The sequence below is a fragment of the Mixta calida genome (assembly GCF_002953215.1).
GTDB lineage: Bacteria > Pseudomonadota > Gammaproteobacteria > Enterobacterales > Enterobacteriaceae > Mixta > Mixta calida.
In genome coordinates this window covers 3874589-3897629 of record NZ_CP026378.1, presented here as the reverse complement: position 1 = coordinate 3897629, position 23041 = coordinate 3874589, and the positions used below count along the sequence as shown (strand labels likewise).

Sequence of the window (23041 nt, the reverse complement as noted above, 5' to 3'; positions counted from 1 at the left end):
GCAATGGTAACGTGATTTTCAACAAGATGGGCGGCTAAAAAGATTAAATTTTCTTTTCTGTATAGTTATGAATTTTCCGTTACCTTGTTAATTATCCTCTGGGAAAATAGTGCTCACGCAATAACAACGCATCAAATTAACTATATTTTCCGTCGATGAATGGGCGATGCGTAATAGATTGATTACTATTTTAAAGAAATGAAAACGGTTTAGCGGGTAAAACCGAAACCATTAAAGCTGAATTCAGTTTTAGCGGCTTAGGTTTTACCTGTTTGACTACGGCGGGAGACAAGGGCGGGCACTGTTTCAGCCCAGAGAAATCCATGCACCACTGCGGACAATGGTCGAAGCCGAATATCATCCCTCTCCAACTCAGAGAGTCGGTGTAACAGGCCGGGGTTAACGTCGTTACAGGATATTTAACGTCAGCCAACCGTCCGGCAAGCTTTCCCTTGCCGGACGGCGCCTCAGGACTGCCGTAGCTGCAAATCGAGCGGCGTTTTGCTTGGCTCGCCGCCGATTTCACGCGCCAGCTTCGGCACCAGATAACCGGAAACCAGCGGCAGCAGCTGGCGCATAATCGCTCGCGCCTCTTCATCGGAGACGTAAAAGTGCGCGGCCCCTTGCACCTTATCCAGCACGTGCAGGTAGTAGGGGAGAATACCGGCGTCAAACAGCGCGTTGCTGAGCTCGGCCAGCGCAGGCGCATTATCATTCACGCCGCGCAGCAGCACGCTCTGGTTCAGCATCGTGACGCCTGCGCGCTTCAGCATCGCTACGCCGTGACGCAGCGCCAGGTCGATCTCCTGCGCATGATTGATATGGGTCACCATCAGCACCTGTAACCGCGAATTGCCGAGGCGCTGGCAGAGCGTTTCGGTGATGCGCGCCGGGATCACCACCGGCAGGCGGCTGTGGATACGCAGGCGCTTCAGGTGCGGGATCGCCTCCAGCTCGCCGATCAGCCAGTCGAGCTCATGATCTTTCGCCATCAGCGGATCGCCGCCGGAAAAAATGATCTCATCCAGCTCGCGGTGTTCGCGAATATAGTCCAGCGCTCGCTGCCAGTTGCGCTTGTTGCCCTGGTTATCCTGATAGGGGAAATGACGGCGGAAACAGTAGCGGCAGTTGACCGCACAGCCGCCTTTGACCAGCAGCAGCGCGCGGTTTTTATATTTATGCAGCAGGCCTGGCACGACGCTGTTTTGCTCATCCAGCGGATCGGCGCTGTAACCCGGCGCGTCGATAAACTCCTGACGATCGGTGATCACCTGCAGCAGCAGCGGATCGCGCGGATCGCCTTTTTTCATGCGCTGGGCGAACGCGCGCGGCACGCGCAGGGCGAAAAGCTTGCGCGCAGGCTCGCCAGCGGCCAGCTCAGGATGCTGTTCCAGCGCTAAAAACCGCAGTAATTCATGGGGTTCAGTGATGACGTCTGCAAGTTGTTGCAACCAATCTTCTCTGGATGGGGTATTTAGGGTTACAATGTGTGCCATTTTTTTGGCTAAGTACCAGTATTAAATTGTAGAGGGCCTTTATGGCGACTTATTCTAGCAACGATTTTCGCAACGGTCTCAAAATCATGTTCGAAGGCGAACCTTACGCCATCGAAGCCAGCGAGTTTGTAAAACCGGGCAAAGGACAGGCGTTCGCACGCGTTAAGATGCGTCGTCTGCTGACCGGCAAACTGATCGAAAAAACCTTTAAATCCACCGATTCCGCCGAAGGCGCAGACGTTGTGGATATGAACCTGACTTACCTCTACAACGACGGTGAGTTCTGGCACTTCATGAATAATGAAACCTTCGAGCAGCTGGCCGCTGATTCGAAAGCCGTTGGCGACAACGCGAAATGGCTGCTGGATCAGGCTGAGTGCATCGTCACGCTGTGGAACGGCAGCCCGATCGCCGTCACGCCGCCGAACTTCGTTGAGCTGGAAATCGTTGATACCGATCCGGGTCTGAAAGGCGATACGGCGGGCACCGGCGGCAAACCGGCGACGCTGTCTACCGGCGCAGTGGTTAAAGTGCCGTTGTTCGTGCAGATCGGCGAAGTGATCAAAGTTGACACCCGCTCTGGCGAATATGTCTCTCGCGTAAAATAAGCAGCAATCAGGCGCATCTTCTGGGTGCGCTTTTTTACTGAGAACATTGAAATAATGAAGCGCATCGTAAAATTCATCGCTGTCGCGTTGCTGACGACCATGGCGCTCAGCGCCTGCAACACTTTTCGCGGCTTTGGTGAAGATGTTTCACACCTGGGCGGCGCCATCTCCCGCGCAGCAAACTGATTTATCTTCCTTTCTGAAAGAACGCCATTTCCTGATGTTACGACGAGCAAGCTGTTAATTTAGGGCTATGCTTTAGTTGCTGTACTTTCAACTGCAACCAAAAAGGAAATGGCTATGTCAAAGAAAAGTATTGTCGCAATTTTTTCCGCTTTGATTCTTTCTACTCTGCTGTCTGCCTGCAACACCACGCGCGGCGTAGGCGAGGACGTTGAAGCGGGCGGTCAGGCGATTCAACGCGGCGCGCAATAATATGTACGGTGCGGAACCTGCGTTCCGTACCGACATTTTTACCTTTCCGCATTAGTTCCCAGCCTGCTGCGGCGTTGCGCCGTCCTGTTTCACCCAAATCAATTTATTAACCGGGAAACCGGCCTGACGCGCCTGTTCCGTCAGCTTTTGTTTGACCGATTCATCCAGCTGCGGCGTGCGCGACAGAATCCAAAGGTAATCGTGGTTCGGCCCGCAGATCAGCGCGTAGCGATAATCGCTGTCGAGCGCGATCACGTTATAGCCGCCGTAGAAAGGCCCAAAGAATGAAACTTTCAGCGCTGCGCGCTGCGGCGAGCCGGTAAAGTAAGCTTTGCCGATGCTCTCTTTCCAGCGCTGCTTCTGCGCGTCGTAGCCGCGGTTAACCACTTTCAGCCCGCCGTCATCGCGCTTGCTGTAGGTTGCGGTGACATGATCGAGACCGCGCTCAAAGCGGTGGTTCAGTCGGGCAATTTCGTACCACTGGCCGAGATAGCGATCGGCGTCAAAGTTTTCCACCACCGTGACATTTTTCGGCGGCGTCGTGCTGCAGGCCACCGAGAGCAGGGCGCCCACGCTGGCGATAAAGGTTTTCCATAGTGACATAATGCTTTCCTGATAAGTTTTAACAGCTTAAGTATAGGACGAGAAAACCGGCCTGTGTTGGCGGGAGGCAGAAACCTGCTTAGCCGCGCAAAGCCTTGCCGGGCCTGACGTCAGTGATTGTAAAGGCGCTAAAGCTGGTTAGCGCTGCGCCGATAACCTTCCTACTCAGACTCCAGTCAATGAAGAAATACTTATCATGGCGACCATTTATACCAATCTGTTATCAGCCAACGTGCTGAAAAATCAGGCAAAGGACGCCCCATCGCTGAGCCAGACCATTGCACGTCTCTCATCCGGTTTGCGCATTAACAGCGCGAAAGATGACGCCGCCGGTCAGGCGATTTCCAACCGTATGACCGCTAATATCGGCGCCGACACGGTGATTGCCCGTGGCCTGGATGACGGCATCAGCCTGTCGGAAACCGCTGACGGCGGGCTGGATACCATTTCAAATCTGCTGATCCGTGGTAAGGAGCTGGCGATCCGTTCGGTGAACGACGCCTTATCGGACAGTGACCGCCAAAGCCTCCAGGATGAATTCCAGCAGATTAGCGAGACTATCGATCAGATTGCCGGCACGACCGAAATTTTCGGTAAATATCCGCTGGCGTCTGCCGTGCCGGAACTGCCGGTAAAGCTGGGAAACGTCTCGCCGGCCACCAGCAAATTTCCGGTGCCGGGCAACAATTACGGTTTTAGTTCCGGCGTTGTCTCGATGGCCTATATTCCGGCGGGCGCCACTAACGTGGTCATGCGCATCGATTCCTATTCTTATGACGACGATATTCAGATCTTTACCCGTGACGGTAAACATCTGGTCGGCACGCCGCTGCAGGGCAGCGATCCCGATTCGACCTGGGTAAGTAAAGGCATAACGAGCGCCGCGCAGGCCAACAGCAGCGTCCTGACCGAGGCGAACGGCTTTCTGCCGGGCGCCAGCTATGATGATTCGCAGCTGGTGCAGGGCGGCAGCACCTATGACGTGAACGGCAGCGCGACGCAAAACTATAACGGCATGTCCATCACCTACAGCGGCGACGGCGACCGTTATGAAGACGCCAGCACCGGCGGGTTTAACGACGGCAGCGTCGCCAGCGCCAATACGCAGGAGCGTGTGACGATCAATAACGTCACCGAGGATCTGGTGGTGATCGTGGTAGGCAATGGTTCATTCGGCGCGCGTATGACCTGGGGGAATATGCCAACGCCAACCTATACGCCTGATGACGCGAAGGCGAGTAGCCCGATGCAGGTGGTAACCAGCGCTAACTTTGGCGATACGCTGCAGGTGAAAACGATTGAGCCGACGCCTTCCGACAGCGCCTCATTAGGGCTGGCGGCGAGCCGCCTCAACCCAAAAGAGGAAGCGGAAAAAGCGCTGGGCGCGCTGGATAAGGCGCTGCAAACCGTCAGCGGCTACCGTGGCGAGTATGGCAGCACCATTAACAGCCTGGAATCGACAAAAGCGTCGCTGTCGCAGCAGACTGTCGCCACTACGGCGGCGCGCAGCCGCATTATGGACGCGGATTATGCGCTGGAAGCCTCTAACCTGACGAAGCAGCAGATTCTGCAGCAGGCCAGTAATGCGGTGCTGGTGCAGGCGAACCAGCAGCCGCAGTTGATGCTCTCTTTGCTGAAAGGCTAAGCTAGAGCGTGACGACGCCTATGGCCGCGATGACCGTCAGAATAACGGCGGCGCCGTAAAACCACCATTTGCTGGCGGGAATCGCCAACTTAAGATCGTGCGCGCCATGATGCAGACGATGCAGCGCGCACCACACCGGCAGAACAATCGTCAGCAAAATCACCCCACGCCCGATTAACGTCGAGGCAAAAGCCAGAATACGTTCGTAGCTGAACGCGTCGGCGGGCCACCAGCTCAGCGGCAGCAGCACGCCGACCAACAGCACCGCCACCGGCGAAAACAGCGCCGCCCACATGCCGCCTGCGCCAAACAGCCCCCAAAACAGCGGTTCATCCGATCGTTGTGGTTGTTGCATTCTTTCCTCCTCAGGCTTGTAGCGCCAGCCACAGCGAACCGAACGTCGCCAGCAGCATCACGATCCACAGAGCGATAATGATGGGCTGCGGCTTCAGCTTTTCCCCTTTCACCATCACGATGGCGGCCTTCGGCGCCAGTTCAAACCAGGTTTTACTGTGCAGCAGCGCCGCCGCCAGCGTGACCAGGTTTAATAACAGCACTATCGGATGGCGCAGGAAGCTGATAAAGGCGTCCCACTGATCCGCGCCGCCTTTGAGCGCATAAAGCGCAAAAATCAGCTCCAGGCTGAACCACAGCGCCGGCAGCGCCGTGCCTTCACGCAGCATATAAAAGCGGTAAAAAGCCAGATGACGCCACCAGCCTGCGTTAACCGGTGGCGACCAGGGTTTGCGTTTACTTATCATCAAAAGCTCCTTAGTGCGGTTTCAGCCGGGCGAGAAGGTAATCCTTCGCGCTCGCCACTTTGCCCTGTTGGATTGCCGCGGCCGGATCGACATGCTTCGGGCAGACCTCTGAACAGAAGCCGACGAAGGTGCAGGGCCAGACGCCGTTGTCGCCGTTTAACAGCGGCATGCGTTCCGCTTTGCCGCGATCGCGGCTGTCGAGGTTGTAGCGATGGGCCAGGGCGATGGCGGCCGGACCGATAAACGCCGGGTTCAGGCCAAACTGCGGGCAGGCGGCATAGCAGAGGCCGCAGTTAATGCAGCCAGCGAACTGGTGATAGCGCGCCATCTGCGTCGGGGTTTGCGGATTCGCGCCCTGCGCCGGCACGCGCGGATTGCCGATAATATAAGGCTTGATCGCCTCCAGGCTTTCAATAAAGCGGCTCATATCCACCACCAGATCGCGCTCCACCGGAAAGTTCGCCAGCGGCGCGATGCGCAGGCCGTCGGGATAATCGCGCAGGAAGGTTTTACAGGCGAGTTTGGGGATGCCGTTAACCATCACGCCGCAGGAGCCGCAAATCGCCATGCGACACGACCAGCGCCAGGCAAGATCGTGGGCGAGGTTATCTTTGATATAACCCAGCGCATCCAGCAGCGACGTCTGTTCATCCCATGGCACCGGGAACAGTTCATCATGCGGGGCGCTGTCTCTCTCCGGGTTATAGCGTTGCAGCGTAAGGATAAGGGTCGAAGATTTATTCATGGAACGCCTCCTGAGCTGACGCAGCCTCCGCCTCTGCGCCATAGAGCCGCTGCGCCGGCGGCAGACGAGTGATCTTCACCGGCGAAGTTTCGATGCGCGGCGCGCCGTCGGGAGTGAAGAACGTCAGGGTGTGATGAAGATAATGCGTATCGTCGCGCTGTCGACAGCCTTCATCCAGCCGCTGATGCGCGCCGCGCGACTCTTTGCGGTGCAGGGCGGCGTGCGCCATGCATTCGGCCACGTTCAGGCTGTGTTCCAGTTCCAGGCTGTAGAGCAGCTCGGTATTGAAAACGCTGCTGCTGTCGCTGATGTGCAGTCGCTGAAAACGTTGCTTCAGCGACGCCAGCGTATCGATGGTTTGCTGCATCAGTTCCGGGGTGCGATAAATCCCGCAGCCTTCTTCCATGCTGCGGCCCATCTCGTCACGCAGCGTTGACCAGCGCTCGTCCCCCGGTTGGTTGATGCGCGCCAGCAGACGTTGTTCGATATCCTGCGCCTGCGCCTGCGCCTGCGCCTGCAGCGCGCGCTCGTTGCCGGGGCGGCTTGCCAGCGCCCGCTCCGCCGCCTGTTCGCCAGCGAGACGGCCGAACACCACCAGCTCCGCCAGCGAGTTCGATCCCAGACGATTGGCGCCGTGCAGACCGATAGAGGCGCACTCGCCGGCGGCGAACAGCCCCTGAATGCGCGTTTCGCCGCGCGCGTCGGTTTCGATGCCGCCCATCGTGTAGTGCGCGGTAGGGCGCACCGGAATGGGATCGGTAACCGGATCGACGCCGACATAGGCCTTGCTCAGCTCGCAGATAAAAGGCAGCCGTTCATGCAGCTTTTTCGCGCCGAGATGCCGCAAATCGAGATGAACCACGTCGCCGCGCGGCGTGGCGATGGTGCGTCCGGCGCGCCATTCGTGCCAGAACGCCTGCGAAACTTTGTCGCGCGGGCCCAGTTCCATATATTTGTTTTTCGGCGATCCGGGCGGCGTTTCCGGGCCAAGCCCGTAATCTTGCAGATAGCGATAGCCATCCTTATTCACCAGAATGCCTCCTTCGCCCCGACAGCCTTCCGTCATCAGAATGCCGGAGCCGGGCAGACCGGTCGGGTGGTACTGCACGAATTCCATATCGCGCAGCGGAACGCCGTGGCGCAGCGCCATGCCCATGCCGTCGCCGGTGACGATGCTGCCGTTGGTATTATAGCGGTAGACGCGACCGGCGCCGCCGGTCGCCAGCACCACGGCGCCCGCGCGCAGCGTCACCAGCGTGCCCTCCATCATATTCAGCGCCACCAGTCCGCCGACGCGGCCGTCGTCTACCAGCAGATCCAGTACAAAATGCTCGTCAAAGCGGCGTATTTGCGGGTACTTCAACGAGGTTTGAAACAGCGTGTGCAGCATATGGAAGCCGGTTTTATCAGCGGCGAACCAGGTGCGCTCAATCTTCATGCCGCCGAAGCGGCGCACGTTGATGCTGCCGTCCGCCTTACGACTCCACGGGCAGCCCCACTGTTCCAGCTGAATCATTTCTTCCGGGCAGTGGCGCACAAAGTAGTCCACCACATCTTGCTCGCACAGCCAGTCGCCGCCAGCGACGGTGTCGTGAAAGTGAGCGTCGAAACTGTCATGTTGTTGGGTAACGGCGGCGGAACCGCCTTCGGCAGCTACGGTGTGGCTGCGCATGGGATAGACTTTTGACACAAGGGCGATGGATAACGCTGGATGGGCTTCAGCGGCGGCGATAGCCGCCCGCAGACCGGCGCCGCCTGCGCCGACAATCACTAAATCGGCCTGTATGCTTTGCACTTAAACCTCCCTGCGAACGCGAAGTAACTCTTTAGAGTTAGCCAGTGTAGGGCAGGGCGCATCAGCCGATTTTGATATGTTCGATGTTTTAAACCGATAAAAGCGATGTCATTAAACGACACCGATAAGGCGCCTTCTGCCGCCGTACAAGCGGGCAGAAGGCGAACATGCCTCAGGCGGCCTCGTTGACTTTAAATACCCGCATCGCCTGTGCCAGCTGAGCGGCCTGCTCCTGCATCGCCTGCGCCGCCGCCGCCGACTGATTAACCAGCGCGGCGTTCTGTTGAGTCACCTGATCCATCTGGGTGATGGCGGCGTTAATCTCATCAATACCCGTGCTTTGCTCGGTACTGGCGATGGAGATCTCACCCATGATTTCCGTCACGCTTTTCACGCTGGTCAGCACTTCATTCATGGTGCTGCCTGCGTTCGCCACCTGTTTGCCGCCTTCATCGACTTTATTGACGGAATCTTCGATCAGCTGCGCGATCTCTTTGGCCGCAGAAGCGGAACGCTGGGCCAGGCTGCGCACTTCCGATGCGACCACCGCGAAGCCGCGTCCCTGTTCGCCAGCGCGCGCCGCCTCGACCGCCGCGTTCAACGCCAGAATATTGGTCTGGAAGGCGATGCCGTCGATCACGCTGATAATATCGACGATTTTGCGCGACGAGCTGCTGATGGTCTCCATCGTATTGACCACCTGTTTCACCGCATTGCCGCTCTGCACCGCGACTTTTGACGCCAGCTCTGCCAGCTGGTTAGCCTGACGAGCGTTATCGGCGTTTTGCTTAACGGTAGAGGTCATTTGCTCCATCGCAGAGGCGGTCTCTTCCAGTGAGCTGGCCTGCTGCTCGGTACGCGAGGAGAGATCCATATTGCCGGCGGAGATTTCGCTGGAGGCGTGAGCGATCATATCGGTGCCGGCGCGCACTTCGGTGACGATTTTCAGCAGATTGTCATTCATCGTTTTCAGCGCCTGCATCAGCTGGCCCGTTTCATCCGATGAACTGACCTTGATAACCGTACGCAGATCGCCGGATGCCACGTTTTCCGCAATGCTGACGGCGGCGCGCAGCGGCTGCACAATCGAACGGGTCAGGAAATAGCCAAGGATTACCGCAGCGGCAATCGCCAGCGCGGAGAAAATCAGCGTGATGTTGATGGCCGTCGTCGCATCCGCCACCGCATGCGCGCCTTCTCCCTGTAGCTGCTGGGATTGGGAATCCGCGAACTTCTCCACGATATTCAGGAAGGCGTTTTGCGCCGGGGTCATTTTGCGCAGCGCATAGTCGGCTGCGGCGTCGATGTTGCCCTCACGAATCAGCGCAAGCAGCTGCTGGCTGGCTGCGGCAAAATCCTGCGCCGCCGCTTTTACCGCCTTAATTTTTTTCTGGCCGACAGCGGTCGTTTGCAGTCGGGCGATTTTTTCAATCGCTTCATTGGTTTGCTGCGTTGCCTGCTCAAGCTGACCAAAGCGCTTTTGATTCATTTCGGGACGAGGCGTATCAATCACCATGCCGCGCAGATATTTAATCTGATCGTTAACGCCGTCGCGCACGTCAAACGCCAGCCTGACTTTGATGTAGCGATCGTTAACGATATTTCCTACCGCAGTGTTGATATTACTTATCTTAATGACTGCTGTGACGCTCACAATAATAAGCAGCAGTATAACTAAACTAAAAGCTGCACCGAGTCGAAAGCCAACTTTCATATTCTTCACTGATAACATTATCCGTATCCCTTTGCCTGAACCAGAACAATACAATTGTCTATAAATATTATTCATCCCAGCGCAATATCCTGGGAATGTCGGGGCTTTACTTTTTCGTTAGCGGCTGATGCTATTTTCTTAGCAACAGAACGGCTTACGACGCCGCTTTCGCTGGCATGAGAAACCAGGCCAGTTTTCGCGCAACGCGTTTTGCACCATCGGCAGCGACCGGGAAAACTTAATAAAACATTCATTAAAAATCCCTGTGCTACCTGCGATGGATAAGAGGAGGCATCAGCGAAGCCGGGGTCTCGCTACGGCAAAATCGGCGGTTTTATCAGCGGAGATTTGTCTGCCGGCGAGGTTACGAGTAGACTGCATCCCCCTGTTTGACTGAGGAGTAAACCCAATGAGCGAAACGGCAAGCTGGCAGCCGAGCGCACCCATCTCTAACCTGTTGAAACGCGCGAAGATTCTGGCGGAGATTCGTCGTTTCTTCGCCGATCGCGGCGTACTGGAGGTGGAAACCCCGGCGATGAGTCAGGCTACGGTAACCGATGTTCATCTGGTGACCTTCCAGACGCGCTTTGTCGGCCCCGGCGCTTCGCAGGGTTTGGATTTATGGCTGATGACCAGCCCGGAATATCATATGAAACGCCTGCTGGCGGCGGGCAGCGGACCGATCTATCAGATGGGTCGCAGCTTCCGCAATGAAGAGGCGGGGCGTCACCATAACCCGGAATTCACCATGCTGGAGTGGTATCGTCCGCACTACGATATGTATCGCCTGATGAATGAGGTGGACGATCTGTTGCAGCAGGTACTGGAGTGCCAGCCAGCGGAATCCCTCTCTTATCAGCAGGCGTTTATTCGCCACCTGGAAGTGGACCCGCTTTCCGCTGACAAAGCGCAGCTGCGCGACGTGGCGGAGAAGCTGGGCGTGGGCGATCTGGCCAACGCGGAAGAAGATCGTGATACGCTGTTGCAGCTGCTGTTTATGCTGGGCGTGGAGCCGAAGATCGGCCAGGAGAAACCGGCCTTTATTTACCACTTCCCGGCGACGCAGGCGGCGCTGGCTGAGATCAGCACCGAAGATCACCGCGTGGCGGAGCGCTTTGAAGTTTACTTTAAAGGCATTGAACTGGCGAACGGCTTCCGCGAGCTGACCGACGCGCGCGAACAGCGTCAGCGCTTTGAGCAGGATAACCGCCGCCGCGCCGCGCGCGGGCTGCCGCAGCAGCCGATCGACACCAACCTGCTCGCCGCGCTGGAACACGGCATGCCTGCCTGCTCCGGCGTCGCGCTGGGCGTGGATCGTCTGATTATGCTGGCGTTAAAGGCGGAGTCTCTTAGCGAGGTAATCGCCTTTCCGGTCGATCGCTGCTAACGCGATGCGATCGCCTTTGCAGGCGATCGCCGCGCTCTGTCTGAGGCGCCCCGTCGCGCTGTGCCGTCGGCGCGCGTTGTCGTTTTATCTCCCTAAAGTCCGCCTGACTTAAAGGTGCGCGTGGTCGGCGCGCCGTTGCTGGCGGGCGTCCGTTTCGCCGCGGTCTCCATACGCACCTGGAACGGCGGGAACGGCATTTCAATATTATGTTCGCGGAAGCCTTGCAGAATGAGCTGGTGCAGCTCGTGACGCAGCGGCATACGATGACCCATCTCCGCAGCGTGAATGCGCAGCTCGAACAGCTGAATGCCCTGCTGCAAATCGACCAGGAACACTTCCGGCGGCGGAGTATCCAGCACATAGCTACAGCGTTCGCAGGCGTGGCGCAGCAGCGCGGTCACCTGCTCGCTGTCGATGCCAGCCGGCGCAGGCACGGTCAGCACCACGCGCGTCACGGAGTCGGAGAGCGACCAGTTCACGAACTGCTCGGTGATAAACGCCTTGTTCGGCACGATGATTTCTTTGCGATCCCAGTCGGTGATGGTGGTGGCGCGCGTATTGATGCGCGTAATGCTGCCGGTCAGATCGCGAATGGTGACCGTATCGCCGATACGGATCGGCTTCTCAAACAGAATGATCAGGCCAGAGATAAAGTTGGCGAAAATCTCCTGGAGACCAAATCCCAGCCCCACGCCGAGCGCCGCCACCAGCCATTGCAGTTTCGACCATTCGATGCCGATCATCGAGAAACCCATCAGGCCGCCAATCAGCAGCAGCAGATATTTGGTCAGGGTCGTAATGGCGTAGCCGGTGCCGGGCGTCAGGCTGAGATGCTGCAACAGCGCCAGCTCCAGCAGGGCGGGCATATTGCGCACCAGCTGGGTGGTGATAAAGAAGATCAGGATAGCGATCAGCACCGAGCCAAGGGTAATCGGATGCAGGCTTTCCACGCCCTGCACCGTACTGCTGGCATTCCACAGCTTGATATTCTCCAGAAAGGCGAAGGCGGAATGAATTTCCGACCACAGCACAATCACCGAGAGCAGGGCGATCAGCGTCAGAATCGAGCGCACCAGGCGCAGCGACTGCGCGCTGATGGCGTCAAGATCGATCACCGGCTCCTCGACATCCACGCCGTCCGCCGTCTGCGCGGCCGATTCTTCTTCGCCGCGCGCGCGATGCGCCAGCATATCGGCGCGACGCTGACGTGCGCGATCGAAGGCGATGCGGCGGCGCTGGATCAGCATCCAGCGGCGAATAATGTGATAAATCACCAGCAGCAGGAACCAGATGGCGACCGAGGTCTCCAGACGCGCCAGCAGCGCCTGCGCGGTCGCCAGGTAGCCGGTGCAGGAGGCGAGCGCCGCCGCCAGAGGAATACAGATCATCACATTCCACAGGATGCGGTTGATCACGTTGTCGCCGCTGCCTTCATTATCGAGATAAAGCGGGATGCCGGCGCGCTTCAGGCTGACGGTCACCAGGCTCAGCGCGCCGCAGATCAGAATAAAGCAGAGCCGTCCCAGGGTAGCGGAAAACTGTCGATCCTCCAGGTTGGCGAAGGTGATGAGTAGCATAATCAGCGGCACGATAAAGCCGATGGAGAGCGAGTAGTAGCGCATGGCGCGCGCCACTCGCAGCTGCGGCCAGCGGAAGTGAATCACAAACAGCCCGTTGGGTCGGGCGAAGGCGGCGCTGATCATAAACACCCAGAGCAGCGGCAGCGTGGCGGTCACGCCGTCGCCGATCGCCACCGCGACCGGGTAAGGCCAGGCGTGCTGCAACCCAAAGCCGAGCGCCCCCCACAACACCGGCAAGGGCAGGGCGACCAGAATCGACCAGAAAACGGTGCGCAACGTCAGAGTGAAATGGTCCTGCGTCACCTTACCGACGCGTCCGGCGGCGCGCGCCAGAAACGCATTGTAGTGACGGCGCGAACTAACGCTGAAGCCGACCAGCAGAAGTGCGCCCAGAATCGGCAGCACCGTGTCGCGGCTGGTGACCATCATCATCAGCGCGCCGCCGAGCTGGCCCAGCGTATCGAGCGACAGCAGCCGGTTCAGATCGCGCGCCACCTCCAGCGGATAGCTCAGGCTCAGCGGATTGACGTCGGCGGTCCAGAAAAGGTAGCGGTGCGTGGCCTCTTTGATTTCGCCCAGCGCGTCTTCCAGCTGGCTGTTGGCCACTTTCAGCTTAGTGACCTCCAGAATCAGGGTATCGCAGCCGGAAATCAGCGAACCGAGCAGCTCCCGCTGGGTTTTTATCTGTGCGTCGAGAATGCGGTTCTGTTCGCTGGTCAGCGGCGCGCCGTTTTCCTGCTTCAGCTGACGCAGGTGCTGCTGCTGATTAAGCAGATCTTCATAGTGCAGACGCTGCACGCGCAGCTGGCCCATTTCGCTGTCCAGCTGCTGCGACTTAGGCATTTCCGGCAGGCGCGCCACCTGCGCACGCAGCGCCTCGCCCAGCAAATTGGAGGCGCCGAGCCACTGCGACTGTTCACGAATGGTGCTGAGCGCCTGACGAACCTGAATGGTTTGATTGGTGGCCTGACGCTGCTGCGAGGCGATAAGATCGAGACGCTGCGCCTGTTGGTTCAGCGCGGCGGACAGCTCCCGGTTGACGTGAAACTGTTCGGCGATCGCCGCGGGCAGATCGCCGCTGTTTTCCGCCAGCTGCTCGGTGCGCGCCAGCGCCTGCTCCGCTTCGCGCTGACGCAGGCTGTTAAGCTGGTTGCGCAGCGCCTGCAGATAGTCATCCAGCTGCTCCGCTTTTTTCTGATGCACTTCGGCGCGCATCCGCGCCAGTTCCTGACGGTTGTTGGCAGAAAGCTGCGCCAGTTCCAGCTCGTCAACGCGCGCCTTCAGCGCCGCCGACTCCGCCTGACGCGCGTAGTTCTGCGCATGGGTCAGCGCGCCGGAGGCGACGGCTTGCCCATGTAACGTGCGTTCGCTTTCGCTCAGCGCGCGACGCGCCTCGCTCTGCTGCTGTGGCAGTTGACCCAGCGAATCGCTGATCTCGCGGGCGCGATCCTGCTCCTGCTGCGCCTGGCGTCCCTCTTCCAGCAGCTGACTGCTGACCTGCAGGATCTCCTGATCCAGCTCGGCGCTGGTCATGCCGCTGCGCAATGTCCGCTGGCTGTCGTTGAGGCTGGCGATCTGCTGGCGCAGCTCGCGCGCCAGCTTAGGAAAATCATCGATCACCTGCTGATACTGTTTCGCCCGCTCCAGCGACTCGTTGCGGGCGTTGATAAAGCCCAGCGCGGATTCCAGCGTTTGCACCAGCTCAGCCTGAGCCGGCGACGCTTTGGCGGATTTCGCCTGCTCCAGCTCCTGACGAACCTGCGCCGCGTCAGGCGCGCTGGCGGCGAAGGCGGGCAGGGTGAATACGCAGGCGAGAATAAAAGAGAGGATCAGGCGCACGGTGATATCTTAATCGTGGTGTAAAACGGTTTCCGCATCGGTGCGTTGCAGCGCCATAGCCATTGGCTGACCGAGACGGGTTTTGCTTTCCGCTTCCAGGCTTTCCGCCAGCTTAATGCGTCCCGGCGCGAACAGGTTAATGACGGTCGAGCCCAGCTTGAAGCGGCCCATCTCCTGACCTTTCAGCAGCACCACGGCGCCTTCGGCGTCGGCGCCCGGAAAGCTCCAGCGTTTGATGACCCCTTCGCGCGGCGGCGTAACGGTGCCGGACCAGGCGGTTTCGATGCTGCCGACGATGGTCGCGCCCACCAGGATCTGCGCCATTGGGCCGAATTCGGTATCGAAATAGCAGATAACGCGTTCATTACGGGCAAACAGGTTCGGGATATTGCGCGCGGTCAGCGGGTTAACGGAGTAGAGATCGCCCGGCACGTAAATCATTTCGCGCAGGATGCCGTTGCACGGCATATGCACGCGGTGATAGTCGCGCGGCGCCAGATAGGTCGTGGCGAATTCGCCGTCGCGGAACTGCGCCGCCATCTGACGATCGCCCGCCAGCAGCGCTTCCAGTGAATAGTAGTGGCCTTTCGCCTGAAAAATCGTGTCGCCCTCGATATGGCCCAGCTGGCTGATGGCGCCATCCGCCGGCAGCACCAGCAGGTTCGGATCGGCGTCGATCGGACGCGCTTCGTCGCGCAGCGGACGCACGAAGAAATCGTTAAAGGTGCGGTAGCTGGCGGTGTCTGACTTCTGCGCTTCGGACATATCGACGCGATAGAACCAGACGAAAATATCGATCACTGCTTTGGTCAGCCAGCCGGCGCGTTTGCTGGCGGCCCAGCCAGCCAGCTCGGTGAGCCACTTTTTAGGGAGCAGATGATTCAGGCCGAGTTTAATAGAATCCAACACGTTAGCCTCCTGGCTTAATCACACGACGTTGAAGAAAAAGGGGGCGAATTGTAGCAGCGACAGCCTGTTTAGGCTAACGCGCCGATAATGCCATATTTGCTGTATTAATCTTCGTCATTACCGAAGTTTTTACGCGTTTTTACCTGCGCCATGCTCTCCAGTATGCGGTGGTAGTTTTCGAAGCGCGTTTCGTCGATAAGCCCATTTTCCACCGCCTCGCGGATCGCGCAGCCGGGATCGTTGTCATGTTTGCAGTCGCGGAACTTGCAGCCGCCTAAAAACGCACGAAATTCGACAAATCCCCGGGTGATTTGTTCCGGCTCCAGGTGCCAGAGGCCAAACTCGCGCACGCCGGGCGAATCTATCACGTCGCCGCCATGCGGGAAGTGATAGAGGCGCGCGGCGGTGGTGGTGTGCTGGCCCAGCCCGGAGACGTCGGAAACGTCGTTGGTGAGGATGGTTTTATCGCTCAGATCCAGGCCCAGCAGCGCGTTGAGCAGGCTCGATTTTCCGACGCCCGATTGCCCGGCGAAAATGCTGATGCGGCCGGTCAATGCCGCTTCCAAATCGGCCAGGCCCGCTTTTTCGTAGCTGGAGACCATCAGCACGCGATAGCCGATATGGCGATAGATATCCATCTGCTTATCAACAAAGGCGCGGCCTGCGTCATCCAGCAGGTCGGTTTTATTCAGCACCAGCAGCGGCTCGATGCCGAGCGTTTCGCTCGCGACCAGATAGCGGTCGATAATATTCAACGACAGCTCCGGCACGATGGCGGAGACGATGATGATCTGGTCGATGTTCGCCGCGACCGGCTTCACGCCGTCGTAGAAGTCGGGGCGCGTCAGCACCGAATGGCGCTCATGCACCGCTTCGACGATGCCTTTTACCGTGGCGCCGCCTTCAACGCCGGGACGCCAGAGCACGCGATCGCCGGTCACCAGCGAGCGAATAGTGCGGCGAATATTGCAGCGGTGAACCTGACCTGCGCTGTCTTCTACGTCCGCATGCATGCCGAAGCGGCTGATGACGATGCCGTCCTGCGCTTCGCCAAACAGGCTGTCATCCGGTTCAGGCTTATCCGCACGCTGTTTGAGACGGCGTTCGTGGTTAGCGTTAACGCGACGCTGCTGGCCTTTAGACAGTTTATTTTTACTCACTCTTCCTCACATGCACTCGGACGGTTTCGCCTCGTTGGGCAAAACGTCTATGATACACCCTGGGCTGAATTACGGCGAGCGACGCAACCAGGCATTATGCGACGCGTCCTGGCGATTCAGCCGGAAACACAACCGAGCCAACGGCGGGATAAAACATGGGAAATGAAAACAATCTTATCTGGATCGATCTGGAAATGACCGGCCTCGATCCAGAACGCGATCGCATTATTGAAATTGCGACGCTGGTAACGGACGCTAACCTGAATATTCTGGCGGAAGGCCCGGTGCTGGCGGTGCATCAATCCGCTGAACAGCTGGCGCTGATGGATGAATGGAACGTGCGTACCCATACCAACAGCGGCCTGGTGGAGCGGGTGAAGGCAAGTCAGTATGACGATCGCGCCGCCGAGCTGGCGACGCTGGAATTCTTAAAACAGTGGGTGCCCGCTAACGCGTCGCCGATTTGCGGCAACAGCATCGGCCAGGACCGCCGCTTCCTGTTTAAATATATGCCGGAGCTGGAGAGCTATTTCCACTATCGCTATCTGGACGTCAGCACGCTGAAAGAGCTGGCGCGTCGCTGGAAGCCGGATATCCTGGCAGGCTTTAAAAAAGCGGGCACGCACCAGGCGCTGGATGATATCCGCGAGTCGGTAGCGGAGCTGGCTTACTACCGTACCCATTTTTTGCAGCTGTAGCAGACGGGCGGATCGGCTAAAAAAACGCCATTCCGCCGCTTAAATCAGCAAACGCATCGAAAGCGCAAATTTTTGCCCTCAAGGGCTTGCAGGGCAAAAGTTTTCTCGTATAATGCGCTCCCCGTACCGATGAAGAATTTTAATCGGCTACGATTGCGGGAATAGCTCAGTTGGTAGAGCACGACCTTGCCAAGGTCGGGGTCGCGAGTTCGAGTCTCGTTTCCCGCTCCAAAATTTATGCAGTACCCGGTAACGCCCCTGCGGGAATAGCTCAGTTGGTAGAGCACGACCTTGCCAAGGTCGGGGTCGCGAGTTCGAGTCTCGTTTCCCGCTCCAAATTTTTGCGGTAACCGGTAATACCCCTGCGGGAATAGCTCAGTTGGTAGAGCACGACCTTGCCAAGGTCGGGGTCGCGAGTTCGAGTCTCGTTTCCCGCTCCAAATTCTTCGATTTGCCTACGTCATTGCGGGAATAGCTCAGTTGGTAGAGCACGACCTTGCCAAGGTCGGGGTCGCGAGTTCGAGTCTCGTTTCCCGCTCCAAATTTCATTACCATATCGTAATTATCCACAGCGGCAACGCCCGCCAGACGCGCCGACGACGCATTAAGCCAAATCAGTTTAAACAGACTTATCCACAGGCTGCGATTCTTTCCCGCTGCGCTTAGCAGTTATTATTTGCTTACATTATCGGTGTAAATTATTGAAATATATAAATATGATGATATTTCAATTTGTTATCTTTGTCTCTTGCGCTTCGTGTGTCACTTGAATGACAACGCTTTTTTATTTTTATGCACAGCGTGTGGAAAAATTAGCAGGGTAACGACAGGTGATTTTCTAAGCAGGTCAGGCATCACGCGGCAAACCTTTCTCCACAGCACGCACCAGCCGTTTTTGCTGTGGACGCTGCACCTCAATGGCGTTTTCCGCCCGGCGCAGTTTTTGTTGCGCTATCGCCCATTCGATATGTTCATCCAGCATGGCGTTTTCGCCCAGGCGACGGTTCAGCACGGCGATATTCTCCTCATCCCAGGGCGCGTTGCCCAGCGCCACCGCCACGTTGCGCAGCCAGCGCAAATGGCCGATGCGTCGAATGGCCGAGCCTTCGGTGATACGCAAAAATTTCGCTTCATCCCACATAAAGAGTTCCGTCAGCGGCGGGGCGTGTAGCGCCGCGCGCGGCGAAAAGTCATCCTCGTCGGTCAGCTGGCCGAAGCGGTTCCAGGGACAGATCAGCTGACAGTCGTCGCAGCCGTAGATTCGGTTGCCGATTAGCGGTCGAAACGCTTCTGGTATCGCGCCTTCGAGCTCGATGGTCAGGTAGGAGATGCAGCGGCGCGCATCTACCACGTAAGGCTCAACGATGGCGCCGGTCGGGCAGGTGGTCAGGCAGGCGACGCAGCGCCCGCACTGTTCTTCCTGCGGCTGATCGACCGGCAACGGCAAATTGATCAACAGTTCGCCAAGAAAAAACCAGGAGCCCGCCTCGCGGTTGAGGATAAGTGAGTGCTTACCTGTCCAGCCGAGTCCTGCTTTCGCCGCCAGCGGCCGCTCCAAAAGGGGGCGGAATCAACAAACGGGCGAAAATTCGCCGCTTCGCAGCGCTCACGGATTAAATCGCCGAGCTTTTTCAGGCGATTGCGTAATACTTTGTGATAGTCGCGACCTAAAGCGTAGCGGCTGACGTAACCCAGACGGGGATTTTTTAGCGTGCTGGCAAAGGCGGCTTTCGCCGGCAGGTAGTTCATCCGCACGCTGATTACGCGCAGGGTGCCAGGCAGCAGTTCATGCGGGCGGGCGCGCATCATGCCATGTCGCGCCATCCACTCCATTTCGCCATGATATTGCTTATCCAGCCAGGCCTGCAGACGCGGCTCCTCCACGCTGAGATCGGTGTCGCAGATGCCGACCTGCTGAAAGCCGAGCGACAGTCCCCACTGTTTTATATCCTGAGCAAGCTGTTGAAGATCGAGAGGGTGTGACATGACTGATAATACCGAGAAGGAAAACGCCTGTAGTTTACCACACTCTGTCTGGCCTGCGCAGGCGCTGCGTCGTCTGGAAACCGAAGGCGCGGACACGTTAGGCATTACCTTATACGAACTGATGCTGCGCGCGGGCGCCGCCGCTTTCGACCTGATTCGCAGACAGTGGCCGCAGGCGCAACACTGGCTGATACTTTGCGGTCATGGCAATAACGGCGGCGACGGCTATGTCGTGGCGCGTCTGGCGCAGGCAGCGGGGTTTCAGGTGACACTGCTGGCCTGTGACAGCGAACGCCCGCTGCCGGAAGAAGCGCAGGCGGCGCGCGAAGGCTGGCTGGCGGCCGGTGGCGAAGTGCATGATGCGGAGGCTGTCTGGCCGGAGCAGGTGGATATTATCGTCGATGCGCTGTCGGGCACCGGCCTGAATCGTGCGCCGACGGAAAGCTACGCCCGGTTGATTGAGAAGGCGAACCGCCATGCAGCGCCGGTTTTCTCCATTGATATGCCTTCCGGCCTGGTCGCCGCCAACGGCACTGCCCCTGGCGCAGTCATCGAGGCGGCAGCCACGCTGGCGCTGATCGCCATTAAGCCGGGGCAGGTGACCGGCAAAGCGCGCGACTATGTCGGCCAGCTGCACTATCACGGGCTTGGCCTTGAGTCCTGGCTTAGCGGTCAGCAGGCGCCGATGGCGCGTTACGACGCGCAGGCGCTGACTCGCTGGCTGCATCCGCGTCGACCCACCTCGCACAAGGGCGATCAGGGACGCCTGCTGGTGGTCGGCGGCGATCGCGGCACCGCCGGAGCAATACGGATGACGGCGGAAGCAGCATTGCGCGCCGGAGCAGGTTTGGTGCGAGCGCTTACTCACAAAGATAACATCGTGCCGATTCTCGCCGCCCGCCCGGAGATTATGGTGGATGAACTGACGGATGAGGCGCTCCAGCAGGCGCAGGGATGGGCCGACATGATTGTTGTCGGGCCGGGACTGGGCCAGAAAGAGTGGGGCAAAAAGGCGCTGCGGAAAATAGAAAATTCTCAGAAACCGATGCTGTGGGATGCAGATGCGCTTAACCTGCTGGCATTCAATCCCGATAAACGTCAGAATCGCATCATTACGCCTCATCCCGGCGAAGCGGCGCGACTGTTGAACCTGTCGACCGCTGAAATTGAGAGTGATCGCTTACTTGCCGCTCAACGCTTGGTGAAGCGCTACGGTGGCGTGGCGGTGCTGAAAGGCGCAGGCACGATTATCGCCAGTGAAAGCGGTGAAATAGCCTTCGCCGACGTCGGCAATGCGGGCATGGCTTCAGGCGGGATGGGCGACGTGCTGTCAGGCATCATCGGCGCGCTGTGCGGCCAGAAGCTGACGCTGTATGATGCTGCCTGTGCGGGCTGTGTGGTACATGGCGCGGCGGCGGATGCGGTAGCGGCGCGCTTTGGCACGCGTGGAATGCTGGCGACCGATCTGTTCTCCGAGCTGTTTCGATTTGTTAATCCTGAGATGTTAAACAATAAAGCATGAATACCTGTGTTATCGCATTGCCTGACGAGGCGGCAACCCTCGATCTGGGCGCTCAACTTGCCCGCGCCTGCGACAGCGCGGTGGTCATCTATCTGTACGGCGATTTAGGGGCCGGAAAAACCACCTTCAGCCGCGGATTCTTGCAGGCGCTGGGTCATCAGGGCAACGTGAAAAGCCCGACCTATACGCTGGTGGAGCCTTATCAGCAGCTGGCGCGGCCCGTTTATCATTTTGATCTCTATCGGCTGGCCGACCCGGAAGAGCTGGAGTTTATGGGCATTCGCGACTATTTCGCCGGCGACGCCGTTTGCCTGGTGGAATGGCCGCAGCAGGGCGCGGGCGTGCTGCCTGAGCCCGACCTGTCGCTGACCCTGAGCTATGTCAGCCAGGCGCGCGAAGCGAAGCTGGAAGCGCATTCGCCGCTCGGCGAAAGACTGGTCGCGCTGGCGCTGAAGAAGGACTCCGCATAATGGCGCGCATCAAGGTTATGCTGTTGATGCTGCTGTGCCTGTTCTCCTGCTCCTCGCTGGCGGCCAGTCTGTCCGATATTCAGGTTTCAAACGGCAATAGTCAGGCAACGGTGACGCTGAGCTTTAACGGCCAGCCCATCTACGGCTTCTTCCCGTTGCATAACCCGGACCGCGTGGTGCTGGATATTCGTCAGTCCGGCGTAATTCAGGGGCTGCCGCTGAATTTCAGCGGCGATAATCTGGTGAAACGCATTCGCACCAGCCAACCGAAAGATGCGCAGAGCATTCGGCTGGTGTTTGAGCTGACCCGGTCCGGTAAAACGCGCGCCGTTACGCAGCGCAACGGCGACAATTACAAGGTCGTGTTTACCATTACCGGCAAACAGAGCGCCGCCGCCCGCGCGCCGGTCAACACCGCGACGCGCAGCCGTCCACAGCCGACCACACCAGCGCACAATCCCTTTGACGGCGATAAGGTCACCACGGTGACCAACAGCAACAGCCGCATCGCGCCGGGACAGAGCAACAGCACCTCTAACGATACGGTGATTGTCGCTATTGACGCCGGTCACGGTGGACAGGACCCCGGCGCCATCGGCATGAATGGCCTGAAAGAGAAGAACGTCACCATCGCCATCGCCCGCAAGCTGAAAGCGATGCTTAATGACGATCCGATGTTTAAAGGCGTGCTGACGCGCGACGGCGACTACTTTATTTCAGTGATGGGGCGCTCTGACGTGGCGCGTAAGCAAAACGCCAACGTGCTGGTCTCTATCCACGCCGACGCCGCGCCAAACCGCAGCGCGCGCGGCGCATCGGTCTGGGTCCTGTCGAACCGCCGCGCCAACAGCGAAATGGCGAACTGGCTTGAACAGCATGAGAAACAGTCTGAGCTGCTGGGCGGGGCAGGCGATCTGCTGGCTAACAGCCAGGCGGACCCTTATCTGAGCCAGGCGGTATTGGATTTACAGTTCGGCCACTCTCAGCGCGTCGGTTATGATGTGGCGAAGAAGGTAATTCAGCAGCTGCAACAGGTCGGCTCGCTGCACAAGCGGCGACCGGAGCATGCCAGCTTGGGCGTATTGCGTTCGCCCGATATCCCTTCGCTGCTGGTGGAAACGGGTTTTATCAGTAACCCTTCGGAGGAGCGGCTGCTGGGAAGCAGTGCGTATCAGGAGAAGATTGCCGGGTCGATTTATCGCGGCCTGCGCAGCTACTTCCTGACGCATCCGCTGCAATCTGTCCCAAAGCAGGAAAACCGACCGTTGCCGTCCGCAACGGCGGTTGAAGTCGAAGCCAATCGTTCCAGCACGCCGGTCGCTTATACCGGGCCGGTGAAGCGTCACGTCGTGAAGCGCGGCGAAACGCTGTCGGGCATCGCCGCGCAGTATGGCGTTTCCATGACCACGTTGACGCAGCTGAACCAGCTGAAAAAGCAGAGCGTCTGGGTAGGGCAACGGCTGAAAGTGCCTGCCAGCGGTGGCACGACCGCCGTTTCAGCCGCCTCCAGCCGCCGTCCGCAGCGTCATAAAGTGGTGCGCGGCGATTCGCTGACCGCCATTGCGGTGCATTACGGCGTCAGCGCGCAGGCTATCATGCAGGCCAATAATATGAAGTCTACCAATGTGATGCTGGGGCAAACGCTAAAGATCCCCGCCTCCTGACCGCCGCGGGCCGCATGACGGCCC

The 23041-nt window shown here is 58.6% G+C and carries 19 protein-coding genes, 4 tRNA genes and 1 pseudogene; 13 read left to right on the top strand and 11 right to left on the bottom strand.

Translation table 11 applies throughout. The annotated features are described in order from the left end of the window. Positions 1-467 precede the first annotated feature (467 nt). Positions 468-1496 carry an EF-P beta-lysylation protein EpmB gene (epmB, locus tag C2E16_RS18630; protein WP_084971412.1) on the bottom strand — a complete coding sequence of 343 codons (1029 nt, stop codon included), beginning with the start codon at positions 1494-1496 and terminating at the stop codon, positions 468-470. Positions 1497-1537: 41 nt separating this feature from the next. Between epmB and efp the strand changes: the two genes are divergently transcribed. From efp to C2E16_RS18615, 3 genes are all read left to right on the top strand, one after another. Further along, positions 1538-2104 carry an elongation factor P gene (gene efp, locus C2E16_RS18625; RefSeq protein WP_038623847.1) on the top strand — a complete coding sequence of 189 codons (567 nt, stop codon included), beginning with the start codon at positions 1538-1540 and terminating at the stop codon, positions 2102-2104. 54 nt (positions 2105-2158) lie between these two features. Then, a complete protein-coding gene (locus C2E16_RS18620; protein ID WP_071883735.1) occupies positions 2159-2290 on the top strand; it encodes an entericidin A/B family lipoprotein in 132 nt (43 codons plus the stop codon). 114 nt (positions 2291-2404) lie between these two features. Continuing rightward, positions 2405-2539, top strand: coding sequence for an entericidin A/B family lipoprotein (locus C2E16_RS18615; RefSeq protein ID WP_038623848.1), 135 nt, complete (start codon positions 2405-2407; stop codon positions 2537-2539). 51 nt (positions 2540-2590) lie between these two features. Here the strand turns inward: C2E16_RS18615 and C2E16_RS18610 are convergent, their stop codons facing one another. Continuing rightward, complete coding sequence (locus C2E16_RS18610; protein WP_084971410.1) at positions 2591-3142, bottom strand: lipocalin family protein; 552 nt, start codon at positions 3140-3142, stop codon at positions 2591-2593. 196 nt (positions 3143-3338) lie between these two features. Between C2E16_RS18610 and C2E16_RS18605 the strand changes: the two genes are divergently transcribed. Then, positions 3339-4787: a flagellin N-terminal helical domain-containing protein gene (locus tag C2E16_RS18605; RefSeq protein WP_038623853.1), complete on the top strand. Its 1449-nt coding sequence runs from the start codon at positions 3339-3341 to the stop codon at positions 4785-4787. A 1-nt stretch (position 4788) separates the two neighbouring features. On the opposite strand, the gene frdD is transcribed toward C2E16_RS18605, so the two are convergent. The 5 genes from frdD to C2E16_RS18580 all read right to left on the bottom strand — a co-directional run bounded on the left by frdD (position 4789) and on the right by C2E16_RS18580 (position 9820). Next, complete coding sequence (gene frdD / locus C2E16_RS18600; protein WP_038623855.1) at positions 4789-5142, bottom strand: fumarate reductase subunit FrdD; 354 nt, start codon at positions 5140-5142, stop codon at positions 4789-4791. A 10-nt stretch (positions 5143-5152) separates the two neighbouring features. Next, positions 5153-5548, bottom strand: coding sequence for a fumarate reductase subunit FrdC (frdC, locus tag C2E16_RS18595; protein WP_038623857.1), 396 nt, complete (start codon positions 5546-5548; stop codon positions 5153-5155). A 10-nt stretch (positions 5549-5558) separates the two neighbouring features. Further along, positions 5559-6293, bottom strand: coding sequence for a succinate dehydrogenase/fumarate reductase iron-sulfur subunit (locus tag C2E16_RS18590; RefSeq protein WP_038623859.1), 735 nt, complete (start codon positions 6291-6293; stop codon positions 5559-5561). Continuing rightward, positions 6286-8088 (bottom strand): fumarate reductase (quinol) flavoprotein subunit, encoded by a 1803-nt coding sequence (frdA, locus tag C2E16_RS18585; RefSeq protein WP_104951600.1) that lies wholly within the window; start codon positions 8086-8088, stop codon positions 6286-6288. The genes C2E16_RS18590 and frdA overlap by 8 nt, the downstream gene beginning before the upstream one ends. Before the next feature lie 172 nt (positions 8089-8260). After that, on the bottom strand, positions 8261-9820 hold the full coding sequence (locus C2E16_RS18580) for a methyl-accepting chemotaxis protein (protein ID WP_038623863.1): 1560 nt from the start codon (positions 9818-9820) through the stop codon (positions 8261-8263). 391 nt (positions 9821-10211) lie between these two features. On the opposite strand from C2E16_RS18580, the gene epmA reads away from it, so the two are divergent. Then, positions 10212-11189, top strand: coding sequence for an elongation factor P--(R)-beta-lysine ligase (gene epmA, locus C2E16_RS18575; RefSeq protein ID WP_038623865.1), 978 nt, complete (start codon positions 10212-10214; stop codon positions 11187-11189). A 92-nt stretch (positions 11190-11281) separates the two neighbouring features. On the opposite strand, the gene mscM is transcribed toward epmA, so the two are convergent. The 3 genes from mscM to rsgA form a co-directional block, all read right to left on the bottom strand. After that, entirely contained in the window at positions 11282-14608 is a 3327-nt protein-coding gene (mscM, locus tag C2E16_RS18570) for a miniconductance mechanosensitive channel MscM (RefSeq protein ID WP_084971373.1), read from the bottom strand. Between the two features lie 9 nt (positions 14609-14617). Continuing rightward, complete coding sequence (gene asd / locus C2E16_RS18565) at positions 14618-15517, bottom strand: archaetidylserine decarboxylase (RefSeq protein ID WP_038623869.1); 900 nt, start codon at positions 15515-15517, stop codon at positions 14618-14620. Between the two features lie 104 nt (positions 15518-15621). Further along, the gene (rsgA, locus tag C2E16_RS18560) at positions 15622-16677 is read right to left on the bottom strand and encodes a small ribosomal subunit biogenesis GTPase RsgA (protein WP_038623871.1); all 1056 of its coding nucleotides are present in this window, start codon (positions 16675-16677) and stop codon (positions 15622-15624) included. Between the two features lie 155 nt (positions 16678-16832). On the opposite strand from rsgA, the gene orn reads away from it, so the two are divergent. From orn to C2E16_RS18535, 5 genes are all read left to right on the top strand, one after another. Next, positions 16833-17375: an oligoribonuclease gene (orn, locus tag C2E16_RS18555; protein WP_038623873.1), complete on the top strand. Its 543-nt coding sequence runs from the start codon at positions 16833-16835 to the stop codon at positions 17373-17375. Positions 17376-17530: 155 nt separating this feature from the next. Then, positions 17531-17606 (top strand) — tRNA-Gly (locus C2E16_RS18550). A gap of 29 nt (positions 17607-17635) precedes the next feature. Further along, positions 17636-17711 (top strand) — tRNA-Gly (locus tag C2E16_RS18545). A 28-nt stretch (positions 17712-17739) separates the two neighbouring features. Beyond that, positions 17740-17815: transfer RNA gene (locus tag C2E16_RS18540), tRNA-Gly, on the top strand. Between the two features lie 25 nt (positions 17816-17840). Continuing rightward, positions 17841-17916, top strand: a tRNA-Gly gene (locus C2E16_RS18535). A gap of 306 nt (positions 17917-18222) precedes the next feature. Here the strand turns inward: C2E16_RS18535 and queG are convergent. After that, positions 18223-19361, bottom strand: a pseudogene (gene queG, locus C2E16_RS18530) (tRNA epoxyqueuosine(34) reductase QueG). Between queG and nnr the strand changes: the two are divergent. Genes nnr through amiB form a run of 3 tightly spaced genes read left to right on the top strand, consistent with a single transcriptional unit; the run spans position 19360 to position 23017 of the window. Further along, positions 19360-20883 carry a bifunctional ADP-dependent NAD(P)H-hydrate dehydratase/NAD(P)H-hydrate epimerase gene (nnr, locus tag C2E16_RS18525; RefSeq protein WP_104951599.1) on the top strand — a complete coding sequence of 508 codons (1524 nt, stop codon included), beginning with the start codon at positions 19360-19362 and terminating at the stop codon, positions 20881-20883. The pseudogene queG and the gene nnr overlap by 2 nt on opposite strands. Then, a complete protein-coding gene (tsaE, locus tag C2E16_RS18520; RefSeq protein ID WP_038623878.1) occupies positions 20880-21353 on the top strand; it encodes a tRNA (adenosine(37)-N6)-threonylcarbamoyltransferase complex ATPase subunit type 1 TsaE in 474 nt (157 codons plus the stop codon). Before nnr ends, tsaE begins: the two co-directional genes overlap by 4 nt. Further along, a complete protein-coding gene (gene amiB, locus C2E16_RS18515) occupies positions 21353-23017 on the top strand; it encodes an N-acetylmuramoyl-L-alanine amidase AmiB (RefSeq protein WP_373996397.1) in 1665 nt (554 codons plus the stop codon). The genes tsaE and amiB overlap by 1 nt, the downstream gene beginning before the upstream one ends. Positions 23018-23041: the final 24 nt, after the last annotated feature.

Bases quoted from the DNA above. Each gene is read 5' to 3' on its own strand.
- epmB (WP_084971412.1), bottom strand. From the start codon at position 1,496: ATGGCACACATTGTAACCCTAAATACCCCATCCAGAGAAGATTGGTTG.
- efp (WP_038623847.1), top strand. From the start codon at position 1,538: ATGGCGACTTATTCTAGCAACGATTTTCGCAACGGTCTCAAAATCATG.
- C2E16_RS18620 (WP_071883735.1), top strand. From the start codon at position 2,159: ATGAAGCGCATCGTAAAATTCATCGCTGTCGCGTTGCTGACGACCATG.
- C2E16_RS18615 (WP_038623848.1), top strand. From the start codon at position 2,405: ATGTCAAAGAAAAGTATTGTCGCAATTTTTTCCGCTTTGATTCTTTCT.
- C2E16_RS18610 (WP_084971410.1), bottom strand. From the start codon at position 3,142: ATGTCACTATGGAAAACCTTTATCGCCAGCGTGGGCGCCCTGCTCTCG.
- C2E16_RS18605 (WP_038623853.1), top strand. From the start codon at position 3,339: ATGGCGACCATTTATACCAATCTGTTATCAGCCAACGTGCTGAAAAAT.
- frdD (WP_038623855.1), bottom strand. From the start codon at position 5,142: ATGCAACAACCACAACGATCGGATGAACCGCTGTTTTGGGGGCTGTTT.
- frdC (WP_038623857.1), bottom strand. From the start codon at position 5,548: ATGATAAGTAAACGCAAACCCTGGTCGCCACCGGTTAACGCAGGCTGG.
- C2E16_RS18590 (WP_038623859.1), bottom strand. From the start codon at position 6,293: ATGAATAAATCTTCGACCCTTATCCTTACGCTGCAACGCTATAACCCG.
- C2E16_RS18580 (WP_038623863.1), bottom strand. From the start codon at position 9,820: ATGTTATCAGTGAAGAATATGAAAGTTGGCTTTCGACTCGGTGCAGCT.
- epmA (WP_038623865.1), top strand. From the start codon at position 10,212: ATGAGCGAAACGGCAAGCTGGCAGCCGAGCGCACCCATCTCTAACCTG.
- orn (WP_038623873.1), top strand. From the start codon at position 16,833: ATGGGAAATGAAAACAATCTTATCTGGATCGATCTGGAAATGACCGGC.
- nnr (WP_104951599.1), top strand. From the start codon at position 19,360: ATGACTGATAATACCGAGAAGGAAAACGCCTGTAGTTTACCACACTCT.
- tsaE (WP_038623878.1), top strand. From the start codon at position 20,880: ATGAATACCTGTGTTATCGCATTGCCTGACGAGGCGGCAACCCTCGAT.
- amiB (WP_373996397.1), top strand. From the start codon at position 21,353: ATGGCGCGCATCAAGGTTATGCTGTTGATGCTGCTGTGCCTGTTCTCC.